The organism is Paenibacillus sp. FSL M8-0212, from assembly GCF_038004645.1.
Taxonomy (GTDB): Bacteria; Bacillota; Bacilli; order Paenibacillales; family Paenibacillaceae; genus Paenibacillus.
In genome coordinates this window covers 2,510,770-2,533,602 of record NZ_JBBORP010000001.1, presented here as the reverse complement: position 1 = coordinate 2,533,602, position 22,833 = coordinate 2,510,770, and the positions used below count along the sequence as shown (strand labels likewise).

Sequence of the window (22,833 nt, the reverse complement as noted above, 5' to 3'; positions counted from 1 at the left end):
CATTTATTTTCTAGTATAATAACGAGATACAACAAACATTTTTAAATAGAAGGAGAGTTGTTATGGAATATCATGTATCCAACCATGGGAATGATCAAGGAAAAGGAACAGCAGATCAACCCCTTCGTACCATATCACGCGCTGCGGCTCATGCCATGGCTGGTGATACCGTTATTGTTCATGCGGGAGTATACAGGGAATGGGTTAACCCGGCGAATGGAGGAACAGCGGAGCATCGAATCGTATATCGATCGGCAGGAGACGGGGAAGTTGTGATTACAGGAGCTGAGCGGATTACCAACTGGAAGTCTGAAGGAGACCATGTTTGGAGCACAGAAGTGCTCAACTCTATCTTTTCCGTTCGTAATCCCTTTGAGGTGGAGCTCAGTGGAGACTGGTTGTTTGACGGGCCTTTCCCGGTTCATCTCGGCGATGTCTATTTGGATGGCAAATCATTATATGAGTGCAATAGTGTTGAAAGCGTTCACAATCCTGAAGTTTGGCCCGAAGCCAAATATCCCAAGGATTCATTGTTAAAATGGTATGCCGAGGTTGGTTCTACGACAACCAAAATCTGGGCCAATTTTGGAGAAAAAGATCCTCGTAAGGAAAATGTAGAAATTAATGTACGTCCTTATTGCTTCTGGCCTGAGAAACCGGGACTCAATTATATCACCGTAAGTGGCTTCACACTTAGTCAAGCCTCTCCTCAATGGGCACCGCCTACCGACTACCAGGAAGGTTTGATTGGACCTCACTGGAGCAAGGGCTGGATTATTGAAAACAATATAATCAGTGAATCCAAATGCGTTGGTATTAGCCTGGGTACCGAGATCGGCACAGGGCACACCAAGTCTTTGGAGAAGCATAGTAAAGGTGGTACTCAACGTGAGCAGGAGGTTATTTTACGAGCATTACGCTCCGGCTGGCATAAGGATAACATCGGAAGTCACATTGTTCGAGGTAATGTGATTCATGATTGTGAACAGGCAGGCATTGTGGGTCATATGGGAGCAGCCTTCAGCCACATTTATCAGAACCGTATATATAATATTCACCACAAACGACTCAGACACGGTGCCGAAGTTGCGGGAATTAAGCTGCATGCTTCACTGGATACTCAAATTAGCGAAAATATAATGTATAGCTGTTACCGTGCGCTTTGGCTGGACTGGCAGGCACAGGGCACTCGCATCAGCCGTAATGTATTTTTTGACAATCTTTCGGAGGACCTCTTCGTTGAGGTGTGCCATGGTCCATATATGGTCGATCACAATCTATTTCTCTCTCCGATGAATTTCAGAAATATGGCTCAGGGCGGGGCATTTGCTCATAATTTGTTTGCAGGCCGATTTGTAGTTCGTTCCGAAATTACTCGTATTACGCCATATCACTTCCCTCACGAGACGGCCATGGCCGGATACTCCAATATCACTGGAGGCGATGACAGGTACTACAACAATATCTTCTTGGGTGATAACGATGCGAATAAAGAACCTGTTCCTATTACCTTCTTTGAACATCTTCCCCTTAAACCAAGGGATGAAGTTGGAGAGGACGGGAAGACGGTCATGGATGGTGTTCCGGACAACTCCATTTGTTATCTGCATGCTGTGGGACTTGGAGGCTACGATCAACATCCTGATGTGAAAGATAAGAAATGGTGGGAATACACCAAAGAGGAGCTTCTTGAGCTTGGCGATGCGGCGAAGGATTTCTTTATAGGCAATGCCGTACTTCCTGTAGCTATGGGTGGAAATGTATTTCTTAACGATGCGGTTCCAAGTCGTCACGAATCCCAAGCGAAGATAGTTGCACAGAAGGGAATCAATGTTGAGATTGATCCTGCGCAAGGTAAGGTGCACATTCAGATCAATGAGCCCGAATTGCTTCGTGGAGCCTCTGCCTTGTTGATTACTACCAACCTGCTTGGAAAGACGTATCACGCCGATATGAAGTATGAGGAACCAGACTGCACTCCATATCATTTTGACTCCGACCTTTTCGGAACAAAGAGACCGGATGCAGATGTTACACCTGGCCCGTTTGAATTAACCGAACAGGGTACTCTTGATTTTGAAATTTAGTTTATGATTGAGGATCCAGTCATGATTTTAGGTGATTGGATCTTTTTTGTGTGTAAAGCCTCTACTCCGCTAATTGTGACGGGGTTCACCGGTTAACTCAAAAAGTCCATATCAATATAAGGAGTGTTATTTAATAAATTTTCATAGTAGAAGCGTCGGGCTTGCTCATACCATTCAGTCCAATCAGAAGCGTTAAAGTCTCTGCTTCTATAGAGTGCAGCTAAAACTCTGGCTTGCCTTAAATTAATAAATAGTGGAACTTTGTTTAACTGGCTTTGGCTTACAGTGTATTCCTTGCAATAGCCATTTAAGAAATTGCAATAGTACCGTTTTGCAATCTCCTTCCTCACATCTCCAGACACAACCCAAGGAATTGGGATTTCATAAAATAACGGTGTAGCAATATCAGAAACAAACCAGCTATATTCCACCTCATCATAGTCAATAATAAAGGCTTTGTCCCCATCATTAAGATAATTGCCAGGGCTGATATCCCCATGAATAAGACCGTATGTATTTTTTTCCTTGGGCAGGGCACTAATTTCATTAATTAAACGATCATAGTTACTGTGTAATTCTAACGGACAATACTTCTTAAAAGATTCTAATAGAGTATTACCACTCCATTCATGGCGTGGGTTTTGGGTCGAGTAATTAAGCGATAACTTATGTATTTTCCCGACCATTTGTCCAATATTTTCATAGAACGTATTGCTCTCCTCGGCGATTACTGCATTTCTGCCTGGTGCTTTCTCAAAAGCTGTCACAATAAAGGACTCGTCAATGATATGAATAAAATCCCCTGATAAAGATTGAATAGGCCTTGCTACTTTCATTCCGCGATCAGCCAGAAACATGATGAAATCTAGTTCCGCTCTTGTTAATAATTCATTTCGATGGGTGACATGCGTAATTCTTAAAATGACTTCTCTATTTCCAACGACGCCGGAATAAACGAAATTTTGGAACCCATTTAATTCGATAATGGAGTTCTCACGTATTCCAAAACATTGTGCGGACTCTTTCAATATATCTTTTGTGAATAGTAGTTTAATCTTTTTATCCATATAATTTCTCCCCTTTACTTCTATGGTAACAAGAGGTGCCAAATGAGATATATGCAGAATTTGATTAGAATCAAATTTTACACAAAAGTCACATCGGAAAGCTCGATGTGACTTACAAATGAATCTATGTTCTTGAGTAAATGATTCTTCAATACTTGCGTAGGAAAGACCTTCGCCCTACTTATGATACGGCTCCCCTTACACACTATAACGGCGAAAAGAAATAGAGCTAGTCACGGACTAGCCCTTACTCATCTTGGTCTTCCGTCTATTTTCTCCGTTTGAATTTCCGAAGAAGCTACAGTTCTTCCTCCTGTATCATTTTTTTAAGATGTGTTCCCATTGTCTTATAAGCCGCACTCCCTGCGGCTGGGTTGTTTACGGTGAAGGCTGACGGCGCAACATGGCTTACGGGGGGGGGGAGATTTTGACCTGGAGGGCTATATTGTTACGGTGATCCTGGGAATTGTGATTGCCATTCCGATGCTGAACGGTGCTGCACAGAAACGGCCATGATTTGTTTCCCGCTATTTGGATGGAAAGTTGGAGCTTGAAAAGATTGTCCAGCTCATGAACTGATTCGATTAATTCTCATTGTACAGAAGGAGCGCATTTAGCGTTCCTTCTGTAGCTCGCAGTTGTAAATCATTGCCGCTGCCGCAACCTCATTCTTGAAATCACGACTTCTATGACGAGCAGATTAGGAATCCAACAAACCCAAGCGACAACCTGAAACGCCGCCTCGAAATCGCTAAGCAGAAGATTCAGCGGCGCTAACCAGATTCGAAGCGTGACCGCTGCAAAAGTAAGCGCATAACTGCGAAGCATCCATGCTTTATGAGCTTGGATGTCTTTCGCCATAATTCTTCTCGTTGCAATAAGCGTCGTCGTAACCCACAATACATCGAGCGACATGAACCCAAGCCCGGCAATCCAACCTCCCGTGGCAAAAAGGGATAAATACACACTCACGATTCCACTAACTGTAATCGAAAGAACATATCCATACCCCAATAGGCGATGCCAACGTTTCCTATCATTCGTTGGCTTCATAAATAGTTGAAAGGGTCCTATGATCAAGGCAAATATCGCGGTAACAATATGGATGTATAGTACATATATCCATGGTTTGAGTTCAAAATTCGGCTTTTGCAATTTGAAAGAGACAAGTCCTGCATCACTAGCTTTAAGCACGCCATACTGAACAATTGCGTATCCGGCAATCGAAAATGCAAGAATGAGAACGAGTGCCCGAATCATCTTATTTCCCATTTGAATTATCCTCCTCCGTTGATGCACCGTGAAGCTGTTGTCCCTTTAAACCCTATAGTGGCTGTAGAGTCAATACCGATCTTCTCGATTAAGGCATCGGCTAGAAAGGGACGCACAAATTCAACGCTTGTCGTGGTCAAGTTTCCTGCCGTACTTTTGGTGCAAACGGATCTTCGCTTCCTCCCAGCTTTACAGTTAGAAATAATACCCCTTCCGAATATCATCTAAAAGGGTAGGATATACTGGTTTCCATCCTAAACGCTCCTGCGTCAACGCACTGGAAGCCGGATTATCCGTTCTCGTGAAGGGGGCAAGCCATCCGAAATGTTTACCTGCTTCTTCAACCCCAATACCTTGGACCGGCAAGTTCATATGGAGGCCCAAAGCCGTGGCGATCGCTTGAAATGGAATGCCCTCTTCGCTCACTGCATGAAACCGGGACCCTGCCGGAGCTTGTTCTAAGGCGAGTCTAAAAAGGCGCGCCGCATCCAGTAGATGCACGGATGGCCAACGGTTGTTACCGGAGCCTGTATAGGCGGAGAACCCCTTCTTACGAGCGATGTTCACCAGATTTGGGAATAAGCCCGTCTTATCGCCTTCACCGTGTACGATCGGTGGGAGGCGTACAATTGAGGAACGTGTCCCCCGGTTCGCCAAGTCTAGGGTGGTATGTTCTGAAATGATGCGTAATCCACCTTGCGATTGAGGATCCCCAGCGCTGTCCTCCGTTCCGAGACGGCCGGGAGTAAGCGTCATCGTAGGCATCGCGACGACAAGCGCCCGGTCACCGGCGGGTAAGGAGGTGCCGAGTGTCTCGATGGCTCGCCTGTCGGTCTCAATTGCAGCCTTCATAAATCGCATCACTACATGACGAGGATTCCCGCCGAATAAAACCCTAAGTCGAGTTGGAAGGCCCGCATGCGAGAACTTGTGGAAGAAGGCCAAATGAATGACCCCGTCTACTGCAGCAGCCACTTTGCGCAAGCCTGCTAAATCCTCAATCGAACCGACTTGAACCTGGGCACCCAGTGCCGTAAGCCGTTTGCTGGCTTTTTCAGAACGGGCAAGACCAACCACTTGATGACCGGCATCCAGCAGTTCGCGAACGACCGCCCCTCCGATGAAGCCTTTCGCCCCTGTAACCAATACACGCATTTTCAGAAATCCCCTTTCCTATCGATAGGATGTTTACTCTTAGTATAGGGGATTGACTACTGCGGTCTTTGCCTTTTCCATCGGAGTTTTTGCCTGATTCAACAGATTCCGCCGCTCAAAAAGGAAAAATCCGCTAGGCTCTATGCCCGCGGAAATTTGAAAAGCCGTTTACATGTGCGTTTCACTTCAACTTTTGCTGGTCCTGACGCCACCTTGTGATATCTCTAGTTGGAGGACACCCAAAAAATCGGCTGTAATCGCGGCTAAATTGGGAATCGCTCAAATAGCCTACACGCCGGCTCGCCGTAGTTGCGTCAATGGAACTGGATAACATTAGACGCCTCGCCTCTTGCAGGCGCAGCACCTTTTGATATTGCAGAGGGCTCATTGCAGTAGCCGATCTGAAATACTCGCGAAACGACGATTCGCTCATATGAACCAGCTCCGCCAAATCTGCTACTTTCAACGGCTGAGAAAAGTTGTTTTGGAGCCAATCAATCGCTTTTGAAACCTGCTGCATGCCCGATTCCGCCAGAACAGTCTCGGCAACATAAACACCGATTGGGCTACGGAGGATGCGGATATAAATCTCGTCTTTCACCAATGGAGCTAACATTTGAGCATCATCGGGAGAGGAGAGGCAAGCCATCAATCTTGCAGCAGCGTTCATCATGGCCAAGTCTGCTTCGATGACATAGCACGCACTGCGATTGCGAACCTCGGGTAAACCATTAGGAAATACCATCGGCAGCAACGAAGCAATCCTTTGCGGATCGAGGTATAGACCTATCCCCAAGAACGGTATTTGGGGGCTGGCCTGCATGATTTTCATCGCAACAGGCAAGGCAACGGGGGCAATATACATTCGCGAAGCACTATACTCATAAGCATCCTTGCCTACGGTAATTCGCTTTTTCCCTTGCGCTGCAATGCAGATTACCGGCGAGAACATAGTGTGAACATCATCCGCCACTTCTACTTGCGAATATCGGTTCATATACAGACCATGGATCGGTGAGGCATAGGTCCCATCCTGCGAAGTATGCGTGTAAATCAAACTTGCCAACCGAGCTGCTTCACTATCTAGCGCTGAATTGGCATCATCTAATACAGATACATCCTCATACTTATAGTAATTGTCCATGTTCACAAGCAACTTCTTCCCCCTCAGATGTAACAGGATGATAGGCATGTTCATGATACCACAGGCGCATCCAGAAAGCTTAAGCATTAAAGTTAAATTAGCATGGATATCTCAAGTCTACCCTTCTGCAAGTCCGAGGGGATTCTCTGCTAGCACGAAGCGGACAGCATTTCTCGCTATCGCCTCCCAATGTGCTTTACTTGTGGTACGGTTCATTCCTATTTATCTTCACTGCGCGATAAATCTGTTCTACCAACACCAGCCGCATTAACTGATGCGGCAGGGTCATACGCCCGAAGCTTAAGCGCTGCTTCGCGCGGCGCAACACCTCATCGGAGAGCCCATGGCTTCCTCCGATGACAAACACGACATGGCTCGTCCCATACGTGCCGAGCTTGTCGATCTCCAATGCCAGCTCTTCGGAACTCCAGAGCTGGCCATCCAATGCGAGCGCGACAACATGCGCCTCGCTCTTCACATGTGCGAGGATGCGTTCGCCCTCGCGCTCTTTTACCGCCCGAACCTCAGCTTCGCTCAGGGTATCGGGCGCCTTTTCGTCTGCGACCTCGATCATCTGAAACTTGATGTACGGGGCGAGCCGCTTGGCATATTCCTGAATGCCCAGCGTTAAATACTTTTCCTTCAATTTGCCTACGCCAATAATCTGAATAAACATGAAATTCATTCCTCCTAAATTGTCTTGCCAGATATTCTATAAGTAAGATGCTTCATCGCATCGTTCGTTCCAACTGTATTATACCTATACTAAACATTTCTCCAAATTCTAACGAATTCCACACACCTTAATCAGCCCCATATCGGCTCTTTTAAAATCTAACGAATCTGAAACACGCTATTTCGCATCAAACGAGCACTCCCCACCACTTTCGAGGCCATTTCAGCAATATAACGTGTCTACGATTCGTTAGATTTCAACCAGGCGGTGTTTGCCTCATATAAGGCGTCTCGAGTTCGTTAGAGCTACTCGGCCAGTCTACACCCACGTCACTACCCACATCGCTGTTACCCAACGACACTCTCCCCCATGCCTCAGCGGCTTCCATTTCTATTACCTACAACTTGCACCTTTACTACAACCTAGCCCACTCCCAACTCGGAACTCGGCACCTACACCTACCTCAATCTTCCCTTACTCTCGCCTACTCCCACGTTAACCCTACGACCCCCGCCCAACTCCACACTGCCTAACCACCAATACCAATTCCCCCATAAACACAAAAAGAGCGCTCATCACGCTCTCCTTGGCTTCTTGCTGTGATGTTCATACCGGATGGAAAGTCAGCCCGAAGCGCCACCTTAAGTCACGTCTCCGGCCATCTAAGTCCTACAGTACGCTAAACGACGAGGAATTCCGCGTGCTGTTCGCACTCGGCGCATTTCGCAGGCGGGTCCCAGTCGGCAAATTCCGTCTCCTTCAGATCAACGATATCTGGAGCGTCCTCATACTCATCGACAAACATGTCGATGGCAATGTCCACGTGTTCTTTGCATACAACGTACATCCGTTAAGCATCCTTTCTGTAACCAGCTATGTTCCCGATTCACAACCGCGTATCCCATTACAGGATAGCCACTTCTCAGTTCTATCACACCTGCCGCCGAAAAGAAACCCCTACACGCCTAATGACAGCAAAAACATCCCTCCCACTTAACAGGATAAGGATGTTTGGCTTTTACTTATACCGTTTCTAGAAGTCCATCGTTATACTTAAGGCCAAGAAATTTCGCCTTTAATTACCTGAGCGCTCGTCTCCAGATCGCCTGTATTCGTAAAGTCCGGATATGCTTTTTCCATGGCTGCAATCAGTTCTTTAGAATCTTTGGCTGTCTCTGCCTCTGCTTCAAATTTAGCAATATAATCACGGGTGAACGTAACACTCGATATATCCCCGGCACTGGTACCCAGGTAATGACCTGGAATCACTCGCTCTGGATTCAATGCAATAATTTGGTCTAGCAATTGGCGCCAGTAGTCACGGCTCTCTGGCGTTTGGTTATCTGCAATCCAAACGTGCGAATTTTCGTAGACAGGAACGCCACCCAGAACAGTTTTAATGGAAGGAATCCACAGGAACGTATGGGACGGATCGGAACCATCTAGACCGATAATCTCTACGGTTTCTCCATCTACGGTCAATTGAGCACCGTCAAGGACGTCCGGAACAATCTGTGCAGTTGGTGCATTTTCTTTCAGAATCGGATTCCAATAGTCATTCTTCACTTGAATTGTTTCCTTGATTCCTTCCACCGTTGCTGGAGTCGCAACGATTTTTGCATCAGGGAACGCCTCACGAATTACCGATAGACCGAAGTAATAGTCCGGGTCCTTGTGGCTGATATATACGGTGGTCAGTTTTTTACCCGAATCTTTAATCATTTTGACCAATTGCTCGGCATCATTCTTTTGGAACTGCGCATCAACGAGCACGATTTCAGTTGGACCTTCAATCAGGTTTGATGAAACGCCAAAAATGCTGTTTTCCCCAGGATTATAGGTGGTCACTTTCAGCTCCACCGCTGGTGTGTTTGTTTCCTCGCTCTTTGTATTTCCAGCACTAGCAGCATTTGAGTGTTCCGCATTTTCGGTTTTACTTGCTGTACCCGCACAAGCACTCAGAATTAACATGAAACATAGAGCGAGCATAACGCCCATTGATGTTTTTCTAATAAACATTTAATTGATCTCCTTCTCTTTAAGTCGCCGCCGTTCATCCATAACAATGCATCTAGCAGCCAATTCGTTGATTATTTATTCCGTCCTATAGTCTGGTTGTACAATTGCTTCGACTTAATCCCCCTTCAAATCATTATATGTAACTACTACAGTTACAACTTATATAATGTAATCATTATAGTTACAACTAACTGCGAATGTCAAGTTATTTATTCAAAAAATCTACTTCTAATAACTTTTCCGCTACTCAAAAACTTTATAAAAACAACAAAAAAACCAACCAGAATTTTCTGATTGGCCCCATTTAACTTCCCTTAACCCTGCAGTACGCTTTATTCCAAAGATTCAGACTCTTCATGTCCAAATACTAATTTCACTTCAATCCCGACTGCGCCTTCGTCAACAGTTTCCCGCCTTGAAAAGCAATAACAGCATTGGCACCATTGCCGGCTGTGCCTTTATAGTTGTACACCACCATATTCTCCGCTTCACTCAGCGCTTCACCTTCACCGCCAAGGATCTCGATGACATCTTCTACCGACATGCCAACCTCAAGCTTCTCATACTGGGCAAACGTAATCAGGACCCCATCGCCTTTCCCGGCCGATCCATTGTTTCCCGATGCTACAGGTGTTTGACCACCAGCCCCACCTGCAATCACATTTGTACTCAGTTCATTCAACTTGGTCTCCAGTGCTGCGATCTTTTGCTCCTGCTCAACGCTCTTGGCTCCCTGCTCCACCAGTTTCTTCTCAAGCCCTGCAATCTTCTCTTGCAGAGCACTTGTATCCACAGATGCTCCTGTTGTAGCTACCTCAGATCCACAGGCGGACAGCACAAACAGTGACAGCGCCAAGCTCGTTCCCCCAAGCATCGTTTTCCTCAAATGTTTCATCAAAAATACCCCTTCCATTCTGAAATAAAAATATGATCGACAAACAGATGTTATTGCATCAGCGACCGTCTCCAACATATTGACAACAGTTTACCACAGCCCTAGTCTTATGTATCTGCTCCTTTGGCTCCGGGTCTAACTGATCATGAGAATATAAAATGGTTGATCTACTCATTTACTGTCGAACGAGCACGTCCACCCATAACAACTAAAAAAGAGTGGTCAGTTGATCTGATCACTCTTCTAGCATTCCCTATTTCAATCCACGCAACAGTATAGGCTCGCTCGCTGAACTTCCCTTACTCCGGTTTATCCGTCAGCTTCACGGATACTTTCTCAGCTTTGCCATCCCGGTAGAAGGTCACTTCAATCGTATCCCCAATCTTCTTCTGATCGTACAGATACTTCCGCAGATCCAGCGTGGAGGTAATTTTTTGCCCATCAAATTCCGTAATGACATCATTCAGCTTCATGCCCGCATCAGATGCCGGACCGGATGCTTCCAGCACAACCACACCGCTGTCCACGTGAGATGGCAGCTTCAGATCTTTACGCTGCTCGTCATCCAGTGGTGCATAAGGGTTGCTCAGATCAACCGTGTACACGCCCAGGTATGGACGAGATACTTTGCCGTTCAAGAGCAGGGAATCTACCGTTTTCATCACTTCATTCATCGGAATCGCGAAGCCGAGACCTTCAACACCCGTATCCGAGATCTTCATCGTGTTGATGCCAACCACTTTGCCGTTCAGATCGACCAAAGCACCGCCGCTATTGCCTTCATTAATCGCCGCATCCGTCTGAATTACGTTTTGCTCCCAGTCGTACACCCCGTCCTGATTAATCGATACAGGCAGAATACGATCCGTGTAACTGACAATACCGGATGTCAGCGTACCGCCCAGACCGAGCGGATTCCCGATCGCCAGCACCGTTTGACCGCGCTGAAGTTTGCTGGAATCGCCAATCTCCGCGACTGCTCCCAGCCCCTTATCTTCTGCGGATAGTACAGCAATGTCACTTACACGGTCTTTACCGACCAGCTTCGCTTTGTGTGTCTCCCCATCTACGGTCACTATCTCCAGATCACTCGCACCCTCCACGACGTGGTGGTTGGTCATAATATAAGCCTTGCCATCTTCCTTCTTGAAAATGACCCCTGAGCCCAGCGCCGAATCTTCCATCGACAGACTGCTACCCGTTTTATGGTTCACAATACTCACCACGGAAGGACGAACGTGTGCTGCCGCTTGGATAATCCGGTCGTATGGGTCAGCTGCCTGCGCTGTCTGTGCACCGCCTCCACCACCATTACCTGTAGCATTAGCCAACGGTAACGAAGCGGGCTGTGTGATGAAGCTAAACAGCATGACGGTCACGATGGAGCTGATCACCGAGCTAATCACAGCTACCTTCACTGTGGAACTGATTCCCGTACGCGATCTGCGCGGATTACTCCAGCGGTCACGTCCACGTGCTCTGCCTCCAGGGCGGATGATCTGAAGTTTGCCTTTCTGTTCAGGTTCGGCGCGTCTTGATACTTTGGTTGAATAAAAATCGTCTCCAAACAATCCCATCGTGATCCTCTCCCCTTCGTTGTCACGCATCAAGACCCTGACTGCCGCCTAAGTTGTCGCATGGTTCAACGATGGTGTTCTTACGTTACCCCACTCCAGCCACAGCCGAGCTTCCGATCGCTGTTACTCACAAATTTTTTTATTTCTTTTTCCTAGGTAAAATTTGTTCATAAAGGCGAACGCTACGCTTCTCCAGCCTCGTTCTGTGTCTTTCGTTACGTGCGTACCGTAAATAACCTCTCGTTTTCCCATGCTTTTTTGCATTTTTATAAAATGGTCTTGCATATCGCCGCATCCCGGCATCAAATCAAGATACAGCGTCTATGTACAACAGAACGGACACACCATCCTGTCAGTGACTCTATCAATCATGCTCTCGCATTCTATGACATGCCATTTCACACGCAAAACAGCCAAAATCACAATGCTCCTCATATACTAAACACGTCAAATCACAAAAAGTTGCATATTTACGAAAATTAAAGCAAATTTCCGCTATAACGCGCTTAACAATAAAGGTCCATAGTATCTATCACCACAAAATCCGGTCCGCTAAGCGCGATTTTGGCAAATTTGAAGAACTTTTTCACCCCTGCATAGTCACAGGTTCAGCATACACGTCTCATCACACAAATGTTAGCGGCAAAAAGAGGAATGTTTTCCATTAAGCCTGACTACAATAATAGTAAAAGACAATTCAAAGCTTCATAGAGGAGGATATATATGGATCGCACGCGTACACTTACAGCCATGGATGAAGTTCATATGGCGGCCAAGCTGGCCGATCTCAAGGAAGAACACTATCGCAATACCCTTGCACTCAGCACCATCATTGAACTTCTTATTGATAAAGGCATCCTAACCCGCGAGGAAGTCGAGCGCAAGGCCGCCGAACTGGACAGCTTTATGGCTCACCCACCCTATCCCATGGCGTAGGACGATCGTAATACGTATCACAGAGTTTGAACTCATGATCCCGATAAAAACATCCACGGCTCTCCATCGCGTCACGCACCGACATTTTTGCCAAGTCCATCATATTATGATCTCGGCTAAGATGTGCCAGATACGTGCGCTTGATGCGTCCGTTCATCAGTTCACTAAGCGCTGCCCCTGCTGCTTCGTTCGACAAATGCCCAATGTCACTCAGAATCCGGCGCTTGGTGTTCCATGGATAACGCCCCATACGCAGCAATTCGACATCATGATTCGCCTCCAGCACCAGCACGTCAGAATCGGAGATCGCATCGCGAACCTTGTCGCTCATGTACCCGAGATCCGTTGCAACAGACAGCTTCTCCGTACCATCATCGAATGTGTACCCTACCGGCTCAGCCGCATCATGCGAGATCCCGAAGGATTCCACGCGCAGTGACCCAAAATCATGCTTTTCACCCGTCTCAAATACCCTCCGGTTTTCCTCTGGAATTGCCCCAACCGACTTCTCCAGTGCCGCCCACGTATTCAGATTCGCGTAGATTGGTAAATTATATTTCCGAGACATCGCGCCTAGTCCTTTAATGTGATCGGAATGTTCATGTGTAACCAGAATCCCGTCCAGTTCTGCCCCAGAAATCTCCCTTTCCTGAAACAGTGCATCCAATCGCTTCGCACTAAGACCCGCGTCAATCATGAGAGATGTGCCCCCATGTTGTATGACTGTGGCATTACCTGTCGAACCGCTGGATAACACGGTAAAATATATCCCCATAACGCATTACTCCCCTGGTTTGTCTGTCTTGGGACTGAATACATCCCCACTGATGCCCTGCACGTACAACACTTCGCCACTTTCCAGCACGAACCGCCATGCCGGCATCGCTACCTGTATATCTGAATTGAACAACTGGCCGTAATAGCCCAGCTGAATATCTTTGACAATTGCATCATTTGGCAAAAAGTTCTCGATCAGCGTTCCCAGCGCCTTCGACGCCGGAAGTACCTGCTGATCGCTCTCCTCTGCGGTCGTAATCCGCACTGGAGTCTGACGGTAACCCGTTATTTTCTGGTCGCTGTAGAATAGCTCCAGACTCACATTGAAGAGCGGCCATTTGCCATCCACCAGTGGGTGAAGTACAAAAGCCCCATCCTCGGCCATCAGCTGATCCAGCCGGTATGTCCCAATCTGTGGAATCTCACGCTCTAATGCATCTTCCAGCTCACTCTGCGAGAAGATCAATTTGCTATCTACAGGCTGTTCCAGTTCCATATCCACGCCAGCCTTGTCCTCTTCAATGAACTCATAGGACAACTTTGGCAGCTTTGGCGTTTCATTTGGAATCGGAGCCAGCACCTGAATGCCCTTCTCTTCCATCGCCTGCTGTGTATTATCTGCCAGTGAGGTGAAGTCCAGATTGGCTCCGGCCGTCTCTCGCGCATCCATCCAGATCTGGTATCCCAGCACCAGATTGAGCAGCAGAAAGGCATAGATCAACACATTTTTCGCCCGTCCCCAATCCAAAACATCCCCCCCTAACTTAGCTGCTTGCAATACTTTCTCAAGTTGCCTACACCTTCCACCGTAACTGGCCGTTTATAGCCTTAGAACTTAAAGCTATACGATAACGGAGAGGGCAGAAATAACCTGAAGAAGCGGAGCGTTCGCCTAAAAGCTTTCTGAAAGAAAGCTACTTCGAAAGCATACGCTACCACCAGATTTCTCCCGTGTTAAAAGGGAATTCAAGAAATCTGGGGGTAACAGCGATCGGAAGGTTATTCTGCACGCGTAGTGATAAAGTACAGCTACTCTTTGGTTCAAAGACTATAACCTATCAAGATACGGTAGTTTCCTCACCATTTCCGAAACGGATCACCCATACCGGGATCAGCTTTAGTCCGTCCTCAATCGAAGAAGGACGATACGCCGGATATACATCCACGACCTGACGATTCTCACCGGCGACCTTTTTAATAAGAGCCTTCAGCTTGTCTCCGCCAGGCAATTTGACCGATTTCTTCGTCTCTGCACCTTCGTTCAGGTATTCCAGCGATCGTTCATAGCTGGATACCGTCTCCTGCTGCATCTCCATGCTGATCGTGCCGAAGCGGAATTGCATGGAATCCATAATCGGATAGCTGCCGTAATATTGCTGGAATTCAAGCCGTGTCTTGCTGTCGGCGGTCCCCAGCATCATGCGTGACCGGCCTTTCCAGCCGCCATGCTGATTCACAAAATCAACCGCAGACAGCGCATCCTTCGCGGGATCAATCTGTCCCGCAGGTGGTGCCGCCGGGTCGGTGTAACTGATCCAGCGTTGTTCCTGTTTCACCTGCAGACTACGTTTACTGTCCGTGTAGATCTCTGATCCATCTTTTTCCCGGATGTTCCGGGTCATGCTTGGATCGAAGAACAGACTGCGTTGCATCTGCTCAACCGTGAACTGACCTGTCGGCACATCGGCTTCAATCGTCTCCAAAGCTTCCGCCGGGATATAATACCCGCCATCCATCAGTGTATATGGCGTCCAGTTCGTACCGAAGTCAACATGCTGCTGCACGTCTTGTACTGTCAGGTCCGCCTGCGTTGCTTCGTACACCACGTCTCCCTTGGCGCTGAAGAACAGCGCATGGGCCTTTGTTTCATTTTTGGACGTATAGATCGAAATTCGGTTAATCGTCTCCCCCTGGAATAAGGAATCCGTCCCAAGCCTCATCACCCGCTGTAATAAAGCTACGGGAATACCTTCTTTGAACGATAGCTCAAACCCGGGGTTCTCCTTGCGAATCTGATCCCAGTTCACCGATTGCACACTGCGGCGCTGAAAATCATCGAACGCCCGCCCCTGTAACCTTGAATAGATCAACTGATAGAACGTATTGCCAGGGTAAAACACCGTATGTTTATCCTCGCCCAAATGAATAATCATCTGATCAGGGAAGATCAATTCTTCAATATTGCGTTCCTGACCCATATTTTCCGTCTTCACATAGTTCGTCTCTGACGTCACAATGGAATCTCCGCCTCCGGGCAAACGGTAGATCAGAAAATAACTCTGAACCAGACTGGCTACAACAAGGGCAGCAAGCACCAAGGATTTAATCCGTTCCTTCAAGGTGCTCACCCCCTTTCTCACGCATCGGCAGTGTGAACGTTACTGTCGTGCCCACGTCTACCTCAGACTCCAGAGAGATGCTGCCATCATGCGCCTTCACAATTTCCCGGGCAATGGACAGTCCTAGCCCTGTGCCTCCCATACTGCGGGAACGAGCCTTGTCCACCCGATAAAACCGCTCAAAAATGCGATCCAGATCGCGCTGTGGGATACCCATTCCGGTATCCGATACCGAGATGGCAAGTGCATTTTCATCACTGCGTCTAGCTGCAATCGTAATGGTGCCGCCTTCCAATGTATATTTCAGCGCATTAGACACGACATTATCCAGCACCTGATCAATCTGATCGCGATCCAGCGGAACAGCCGGAATATCATTCTCTACAGACAACACGGGCTGAATATCCTTCTGATGCATCTGAAATGAGAATCGATCCGTCACTTCCTCCAGCATTTCCAGAATGTCGGTTGGCTGTTTCCGCAGCAAAGCCTCTTTGGAATCAAGCCGCGATAAATGCAGCAGATCCGTAACCAGTCGTATCATTCGCTCCGTCTCGTTCTGAATAACACCAACGAAACGACCGGCAAGCTGCGGGTCTTCCAGTGCACCGTCATCCAGCGCTTCCGCGTAACTCTTGATCGTAGTCAGTGGTGTACGCAGTTCATGGGATACATTCGCCACGAATTCACGCCGGGATGCCTCAAGCTCTTCCTGCTCGGTAACGTCCTGAAGTACGGCAATCGTTCCCGTAATTCCCCGTTCACGCCGATGAACAGGTGTGAACGTCATCCGAATGACCACAGGCTCTTCTTGTCCTGCCGGTGCAATCTGCAGCAACGTTGAACCTGTGAAACCACTCGCGAGAGCTTCCGCATCCTCCGGATCAATGCCGAGTAATATGGCAAAGTGTCTTCCTTCAATATCCGCAGGATGCATACCCAGAATGCTGCTGGCACGACGGTTTACGAGAATGACTTTACCGTACTCATCTGTAGCCACCACACCATCACTCATATTGGTCAGAATGGAAGTCAGTTTCTCCTTCTCCTCTTCATTCTGGGAGAGTGCATCCCGAAGTCTGCTGGTCATATAGTTAAAAGCCCGACTGAGCTGACCAATCTCATCCGTGCCAAATACAGGTGTCTGCTGATCAAAGTTACCTTCTGCGACCGCTGTCGCTCTCCGAGTCACTTCCTTAATCGGCTGCGTTATCGTATGGGACAGGATCACGCCAAGCACCGCCGTTAACACCAGGGCAATCAGGATGCCGGAGATGAAGATTTTGTTGATTCCCTCCATCGTGGAATACAGCTCGTTCATGGATGCCGCGATGTAGACCGCGCCAATGATCTTGCCGCCGGACAGCACCGGCTTGGCGACGACCTTTTTGCGAACATTATCCTCGTCCACGATATATTCCTCATTGTCCCGAATACCTTGCAGCGCACGGCTGACGACGGTCTGGGTGTTTTTGCGCCCCACATAATCCGAATGTGAACTTAGCGAGGTCGTGAGTACCTTGCCGCTGGCATCCAGCACCTGAATCTCGGCACCGTTAATGTTGAACAGGTTGTTCACCAGCACACGCAGATTTTCCGTCTTGTCCTCGCCTGCCTCTGCTTCTCCACCTGCCATCGTCTCCCCCACGAGAACCGATAACATCTCAGCACGCGCCTGCAAGTCTTCCGTAAAGTTGCTCGTCAGCGAGTTCTTCATCGCGCTCACAAAATAAACCCCGATCAATTGCATCGCAATCAGAATCAGCAGTACATAGATAATAATCAATTTCGCCTGAATCGTTCGGAAGAACGAGAATCGCGCGAATCGGCCCATTATATCCCCACGCTTTTGGCACTGCGCACGAGATAACCGAGCCCGCGGCGTGTCAGAATCGTTTCCGGTTTGCTTGGATTCTCCTCAATCTTCTCACGCAGACGACGAATCGTTACATCCACGGTACGTACATCACCAAAATATTCATATCCCCACACCGCTTGCAGCAGATGTTCCCGTGTCATAACCTTGCCGGAATGCTTCGCCATATAATAGAGAAGTTCATACTCACGGTGGGTCAGATCGAGCGGTTCCCCGCCTTTGTAAGCCGTGTACATGTCCATATCAAACGCCAGATCAAATAGCCGCATGACCTGCTTTTCCTCATCTTCCGGCGCTTCTGCCGTAATCGCAAGTTTTTGCCGTCTGCGCATCTGTGCCTTCACCCGTGCAAGCAACTCACGCGTACTGAATGGCTTCGTCACGTAATCATCCGCACCCAATTCGAGCCCGAGCACCTTGTCGATCTCGCCATCTTTAGCGGTAAGCATAATGATCGGCATCTCCAGATGAGCGCGCACCTCACGACATACATCCATACCATCCTTGCCCGGGAGCATCAGATCCAGCAGCATCAGATCCGGTTTCTCGGATAACGCCAGTTCAACCGCACGAATGCCATCAAATGCACAGATGACCTCGTACCCCTCTTTTTCCAAATTAAACTTCAGAATGTCCGCGATGGGCTGTTCATCGTCCACCACCAAAATCTTCCCCTGCATCGGCTAAGTTCACCCCTATATCCTGCTTAATCCGCGTTAGCGTTTATATCTCTCTTCTATGTTTAGCTTGTACCAAGCCTGCTTGATTGGTTTCTCTAATATAAGTTGAACTAAAGAATATTTACTCTCATACTACGATGACAGAACAACCTTCCAATCGCTGTTATCCCCAGATTTTTTCGATTCCCTTTTCTCAAGGGAAAATCCGGGGATAAAGGCGAACGCTTCGCTTTTTCAGGTTTTTTCTGTCCTCTCCGTTATCGTAAAAATAATTAGTTCAACTTATATAGCTTGTTGTTTATATTCTCTAGTTTAACATACCTGAAGCACCGTCACATCCCGATCAGGGGCTTGGAAGGTCTTTCATCTGAAAATTTTTTACAGCAGCAAAAAACAAGGCCAGCATTATAGCCAACCTTGCTCTATTTAAGCTCTATTAGTTCAGATACGTTAACGGATTTTCTACCGTTCCATTCTTAATAATCTCAAAATGCAGATGTGTTCCAGTCGAACGACCCGTGTTGCCCATAACGCCAATACTCTCGCCTTTTTCAACCACTTGTCCAACCTTAACGCCAATGCTGTTCAAATGCCCATACAGTGTTTCGTATCCGTTACGGTGGTTAATAATGATGACATTACCATAACCGCTTTTCTGTCCTGCAAACGTAATTACACCCTCATCAGACGCTTTCACATCGCGGTTACCTACCAGATCGACACCTTTGTGTTGGCGACCCCAACGTTGTCCAAAGCTGCTGCTCATCGTTGCATTTGATACCGGCCAAGCAAATTCACCTGTGCCCTCACCAACAACTTTTGTTCCGCTAAGGACTACTTCAGTTACAGCTGCTTTAATCACTTCCTGACCAAGCCACTCTTCCTGAACCACTTCACCATTTTCTTTCGTTATACGGTACTGCATGCTTTTTAAGCCACTTTGTCCTGGGCGCACGACTTTAGTTGTACCAGCTTTCAACTCGGCACTTTTGCGCACTTCCACTTGCGGTTTGATCTCAATCTGTTCAACAACCTGCTCAACCGATTTAACGGTTACCGCCGGTTTCGGAACGGTCAAGGTCAGTTCGTCTCCGATTTGAAGCGACGTTTCCTTGATGCCCGGATTATGCTGGCGAATCTCGCTTTGTGTAATTTCATACTTGGCAGCGATCGAAGAGATCGTATCTCCTTCACGAACCACATAAGTTACAGGCGCGTCTTTACCAACGGTTAAAGCTTTAACCGCCTCGGACACATCCCATATTTTGTTTGGATCAGCCTTCACCACATCTGTCGCTACATCTTCCTTGATGCCTACCGACTTCAGGGTTGTGCTAGGTCCCTCATCTTTCTTCGAGGAGTTAGCCGATACCGACTTCGTCTTAAGCGAACTTCGCACAGCCGATGCCGATATGTATTTGCTCTGCACTTGTTCGAGGATTGCATCCGCTGTTGCCTGATCCTTCACAATACCAATGACTTCACCGTCTACCTTGAGCTCCACACCTTTGGCGTAGGCTGTCAGCATGTCACCCAGTTTGTCCAGCGTTTCGTCACTGTTCACTTCAGGTTTGTACGCTCTTACCGTTTCGGTTGTGATACCATCCGTGTTCAGCACCATCTCTGCATCCGGATATTTATGTTGATATTCCTCAGTTTTGTCTGTAAATAGTTGTTGTAATTGTGCCTCATCTGCAATGGTACCAATCTCGCTACCTTTAACCATGACTTTATAGTACGGTACGGTGTTTGCAGTAACGTATTGTTTGCCTGCGAACCCGAGCGATGCTGCGATGAATACACCACATGCTGCTGTAATGATCCATTTGCGCGAGGCCAGAACGCGCTTCTTATTCACACTGAAGGTGGACATGCTCATGTTGTTTTTGTCTTCGGCCGTCCGGTGTTCCCCGGATTGTTCGTGTACCCGGTCTTTGCCCGGTTGGCGTATGCCTCTGAAACCTTTCATGATTCTCTCCTTTTCAGCACTTCTCAGTTCGCATTTCTGTCAAGACATCACCCATCGTGTCTGTCCCATGCTCGTTGATACTTGTATTGGGTGTCCGCAAAATCAGGACTTTAGCTGCGCTCGTAAAAGTGTCAAAATTTTAACCTTTTATCACACCCGTATACTTTAACACAGGTTTTACACTCATTTCAACTCTATACGTCACACCGCAAAGCCACGCCACGCTTAGTTTCCCTGAATTATCCATAAGATAGTACGGCTGGTCCATCACCCATTATGCCTCAACATCCGCTGTACTATGTACTTTTGTTCGCAAATTAAGACTAGGTTCTAAGACCCAGTGAAATATGCTTTATTTTTCATAAAAATACATATAAAATCCCTCACCAGATCAACTCTGATAAGGGATTACGTAAACAATCTGATTGTGGTTTATCTTAAACTGGATTTCATCCCATGCCACAATAGAAATTAACTTTTATGTCTCTATTCTTTGACTGCAAGAATTACAAATCGCTTCTGCTGTACTTCCCAAAATCCATTTTGCTCCATCTCCATATGAATATCCATTAATGGCTCACGGAACTGTTCTACCTTGAAATCAGGTACTTGCCACGGGATGGTCTTTAGATAATATACCAGTGCCCCTACATCATAGAAACGCTGCGCGGGAGTTGCTTCCCGTTGCTCCAGAATACGGAATCCACACTGTTCCAGCTGAAGAACAGCACGATCCAGCTCCCATCCAGCGTAATCCACGGGCATAGGAATGCCGAGCCGATCATTGATCTCCCTGCAATCTGACCAACCTACCTGTTGAGTCAGAAACAGTCCACCTACCGATAGAATCCGCCTAACTTCCTGCTCATCATACGACTCATGCCGATTAAGAATCAGATCGAATTCCCCATCTGCGAAAGGAAGTTGCGAATCATCAGTCACTGGAAGCACCTTCACACCGAGCGGCTGTAAACGTTCCTCTGCAATCGGTATATTGGGGAGATAACCTTCGGTCGCACATGTGTATGGAGGAAGTGGAAGGAGTCTGGACAGCATTTCTCCTCCACCCGTCCCCATGTCAAGCAATCGTTCTGTTTGATTCAACAATCGGCGCGCCATCGTTCCATAGGACCAAGGCAACATTCCGCTCTGAAGTCGTTCACTCCCTGTTACATAGCTAAAATCCCAGCCACTAAACGGCTGCTCCGCCTCTTGCAGTCCTTGCTCATATCGCTCTTTAGCCGCCTCGGTAAACTTTTTTACTGATGGTTCTGAATTAGAATGATATAAGTTCATGTTCAATAAAACCTCCAATTCGTGTATTCATAAACACAAGTCCATCGGATCTCTTGAATGCACCCATGAACGGAGGTCCACGAATTGGACTGGAGGTTTCTGCAATATTGCCTGAACGTTTTTATATGTTGTGTTCTTTACCTTTATATTTCATACACTGTTCCCTCCTATAGACATTTCCAGTATTTATTTAAATAAATTATATTCAATCATCCTCGACAAGTCCATTACATTATGAATCAGGCGATACTCGTCTAGGAGCACGCCCGCTTTCTCTGCCTATCTTATTCTGTTTGCAGTACTTCCATCAGGTTGTCGTACTCTTCACTAGTCAGGTACTTCGAGATCACCTGTTCAATCTCACGCAGTTCCTGTTCCGTTAGGCCACCTTCCATGGCGCCTGAGATCTGTTGCATTTCTTTCTGTGGCAGCTTGTTCATGAGCAGACTGAAGATTTTTTCTTTCTCCTCTGCTGGCAGCTTGTCCTTCGCTCCTGTAATGTCATCCGGTGATACAACAATGGCATCATTACCTGAAGAAGCATCGCCGCTGGTTCCTCCGGTTCCGTTCCCCGAAGCTGAACCACTACCCTGTGCTGTTCCTGAGTCATTACCCGTGCCCGTATCCGTCCCATTGCCTGCACTTGTGCCTGAGTTTGATCCTATGGTCGTATCTGTACCTGAACCTTCCCCTGTGCCCTCGTTTGAACCACTCCCTTGGGACGCATCGTTGCCTGCATTTACGTCAGATTGACCGCTCTCTGTCCCATTCCCCATAACTGAAACAGCATCTTCCGGAACCTGCTCTTCGTCCGCTCCTGTCGGCTGATCTGTCGTCCCATTTCCCGATTTATTCCCCTCGCTGGTTTTACCGCCCAAGGCACCTTGGAACATGGCGGTTAACCCCATGGGTTGACCTTCCCACTGAATATTGAAACTCGCGAGTAGCGACTTCGCATATGACTGTACAATTAATCCGGTCGTAAGCAGTGTCAGTGAACTGACCAGCACCACGGTTAGCAAGATTTTAACAAACCACACAAGCAACTTCATTCCGTTCTCTCCCTCC

The 22,833-nt window shown here is 47.5% G+C and carries 19 protein-coding genes; 2 read left to right on the top strand and 17 right to left on the bottom strand.

Annotation, left to right across the window (positions count from 1 at the left end; translation table 11 throughout):
• Positions 1-62 precede the first annotated feature (62 nt).
• A complete protein-coding gene (locus tag MKX68_RS11330; RefSeq protein ID WP_340911510.1) occupies positions 63-2,087 on the top strand; it encodes a right-handed parallel beta-helix repeat-containing protein in 2,025 nt (674 codons plus the stop codon).
• Between the two features lie 92 nt (positions 2,088-2,179).
• Here the strand turns inward: MKX68_RS11330 and MKX68_RS11325 are convergent, their stop codons facing one another.
• The 9 genes from MKX68_RS11325 to MKX68_RS11285 all read right to left on the bottom strand — a co-directional run bounded on the left by MKX68_RS11325 (position 2,180) and on the right by MKX68_RS11285 (position 11,892).
• Complete coding sequence (locus tag MKX68_RS11325; RefSeq protein ID WP_340911508.1) at positions 2,180-3,154, bottom strand: phosphotransferase enzyme family protein; 975 nt, start codon at positions 3,152-3,154, stop codon at positions 2,180-2,182.
• Between the two features lie 645 nt (positions 3,155-3,799).
• Positions 3,800-4,426 carry a DUF2306 domain-containing protein gene (locus MKX68_RS11320; protein ID WP_340911505.1) on the bottom strand — a complete coding sequence of 209 codons (627 nt, stop codon included), beginning with the start codon at positions 4,424-4,426 and terminating at the stop codon, positions 3,800-3,802.
• Positions 4,427-4,621: 195 nt separating this feature from the next.
• Positions 4,622-5,581 carry an SDR family oxidoreductase gene (locus tag MKX68_RS11315; RefSeq protein WP_340911501.1) on the bottom strand — a complete coding sequence of 320 codons (960 nt, stop codon included), beginning with the start codon at positions 5,579-5,581 and terminating at the stop codon, positions 4,622-4,624.
• Positions 5,582-5,762: 181 nt separating this feature from the next.
• Positions 5,763-6,725 carry an AraC family transcriptional regulator gene (locus MKX68_RS11310; RefSeq protein WP_340915364.1) on the bottom strand — a complete coding sequence of 321 codons (963 nt, stop codon included), beginning with the start codon at positions 6,723-6,725 and terminating at the stop codon, positions 5,763-5,765.
• 196 nt (positions 6,726-6,921) lie between these two features.
• Positions 6,922-7,401, bottom strand: coding sequence for a 23S rRNA (pseudouridine(1915)-N(3))-methyltransferase RlmH (gene rlmH, locus MKX68_RS11305; protein ID WP_076252167.1), 480 nt, complete (start codon positions 7,399-7,401; stop codon positions 6,922-6,924).
• A 679-nt stretch (positions 7,402-8,080) separates the two neighbouring features.
• A complete protein-coding gene (locus tag MKX68_RS11300) occupies positions 8,081-8,248 on the bottom strand; it encodes a CxxH/CxxC protein (RefSeq protein ID WP_017691462.1) in 168 nt (55 codons plus the stop codon).
• 206 nt (positions 8,249-8,454) lie between these two features.
• Positions 8,455-9,420, bottom strand: a complete 966-nt coding sequence (locus MKX68_RS11295) for an MBL fold metallo-hydrolase (protein WP_340911498.1) — start codon at positions 9,418-9,420, stop codon at positions 8,455-8,457.
• A 373-nt stretch (positions 9,421-9,793) separates the two neighbouring features.
• A complete protein-coding gene (locus MKX68_RS11290) occupies positions 9,794-10,315 on the bottom strand; it encodes a hypothetical protein (RefSeq protein WP_338589611.1) in 522 nt (173 codons plus the stop codon).
• Between the two features lie 299 nt (positions 10,316-10,614).
• A complete protein-coding gene (locus MKX68_RS11285) occupies positions 10,615-11,892 on the bottom strand; it encodes a S1C family serine protease (RefSeq protein WP_338589613.1) in 1,278 nt (425 codons plus the stop codon).
• Between the two features lie 723 nt (positions 11,893-12,615).
• Here MKX68_RS11285 and MKX68_RS11280 point away from each other — a divergent pair.
• Entirely contained in the window at positions 12,616-12,828 is a 213-nt protein-coding gene (locus MKX68_RS11280; RefSeq protein ID WP_036611899.1) for a hypothetical protein, read from the top strand.
• Here MKX68_RS11280 and MKX68_RS11275 read toward each other — a convergent pair.
• The 8 genes from MKX68_RS11275 to MKX68_RS11240 all read right to left on the bottom strand — a co-directional run bounded on the left by MKX68_RS11275 (position 12,797) and on the right by MKX68_RS11240 (position 22,817).
• Entirely contained in the window at positions 12,797-13,603 is an 807-nt protein-coding gene (locus MKX68_RS11275; RefSeq protein ID WP_036671861.1) for an MBL fold metallo-hydrolase, read from the bottom strand. The genes MKX68_RS11280 and MKX68_RS11275 overlap by 32 nt on opposite strands.
• Positions 13,604-13,609: 6 nt before the next feature.
• Positions 13,610-14,353 (bottom strand): two-component system regulatory protein YycI, encoded by a 744-nt coding sequence (yycI, locus tag MKX68_RS11270; protein ID WP_036612041.1) that lies wholly within the window; start codon positions 14,351-14,353, stop codon positions 13,610-13,612.
• A 310-nt stretch (positions 14,354-14,663) separates the two neighbouring features.
• Entirely contained in the window at positions 14,664-15,944 is a 1,281-nt protein-coding gene (locus MKX68_RS11265; protein WP_338589617.1) for a YycH family regulatory protein, read from the bottom strand.
• Positions 15,928-17,778, bottom strand: coding sequence for a cell wall metabolism sensor histidine kinase WalK (gene walK, locus MKX68_RS11260; protein ID WP_340911493.1), 1,851 nt, complete (start codon positions 17,776-17,778; stop codon positions 15,928-15,930). Before walK ends, MKX68_RS11265 begins: the two co-directional genes overlap by 17 nt.
• Positions 17,778-18,500, bottom strand: a complete 723-nt coding sequence (gene yycF / locus MKX68_RS11255) for a response regulator YycF (RefSeq protein WP_074092884.1) — start codon at positions 18,498-18,500, stop codon at positions 17,778-17,780. The genes walK and yycF overlap by 1 nt, the downstream gene beginning before the upstream one ends.
• A 436-nt stretch (positions 18,501-18,936) precedes the next feature.
• On the bottom strand, positions 18,937-20,469 hold the full coding sequence (locus MKX68_RS11250) for a peptidoglycan DD-metalloendopeptidase family protein (protein ID WP_091035266.1): 1,533 nt from the start codon (positions 20,467-20,469) through the stop codon (positions 18,937-18,939).
• Positions 20,470-20,955: 486 nt separating this feature from the next.
• On the bottom strand, positions 20,956-21,765 hold the full coding sequence (locus MKX68_RS11245) for a class I SAM-dependent methyltransferase (RefSeq protein WP_340911490.1): 810 nt from the start codon (positions 21,763-21,765) through the stop codon (positions 20,956-20,958).
• 284 nt (positions 21,766-22,049) lie between these two features.
• Positions 22,050-22,817, bottom strand: a complete 768-nt coding sequence (locus tag MKX68_RS11240) for a hypothetical protein (protein WP_340911487.1) — start codon at positions 22,815-22,817, stop codon at positions 22,050-22,052.
• Positions 22,818-22,833: the final 16 nt, after the last annotated feature.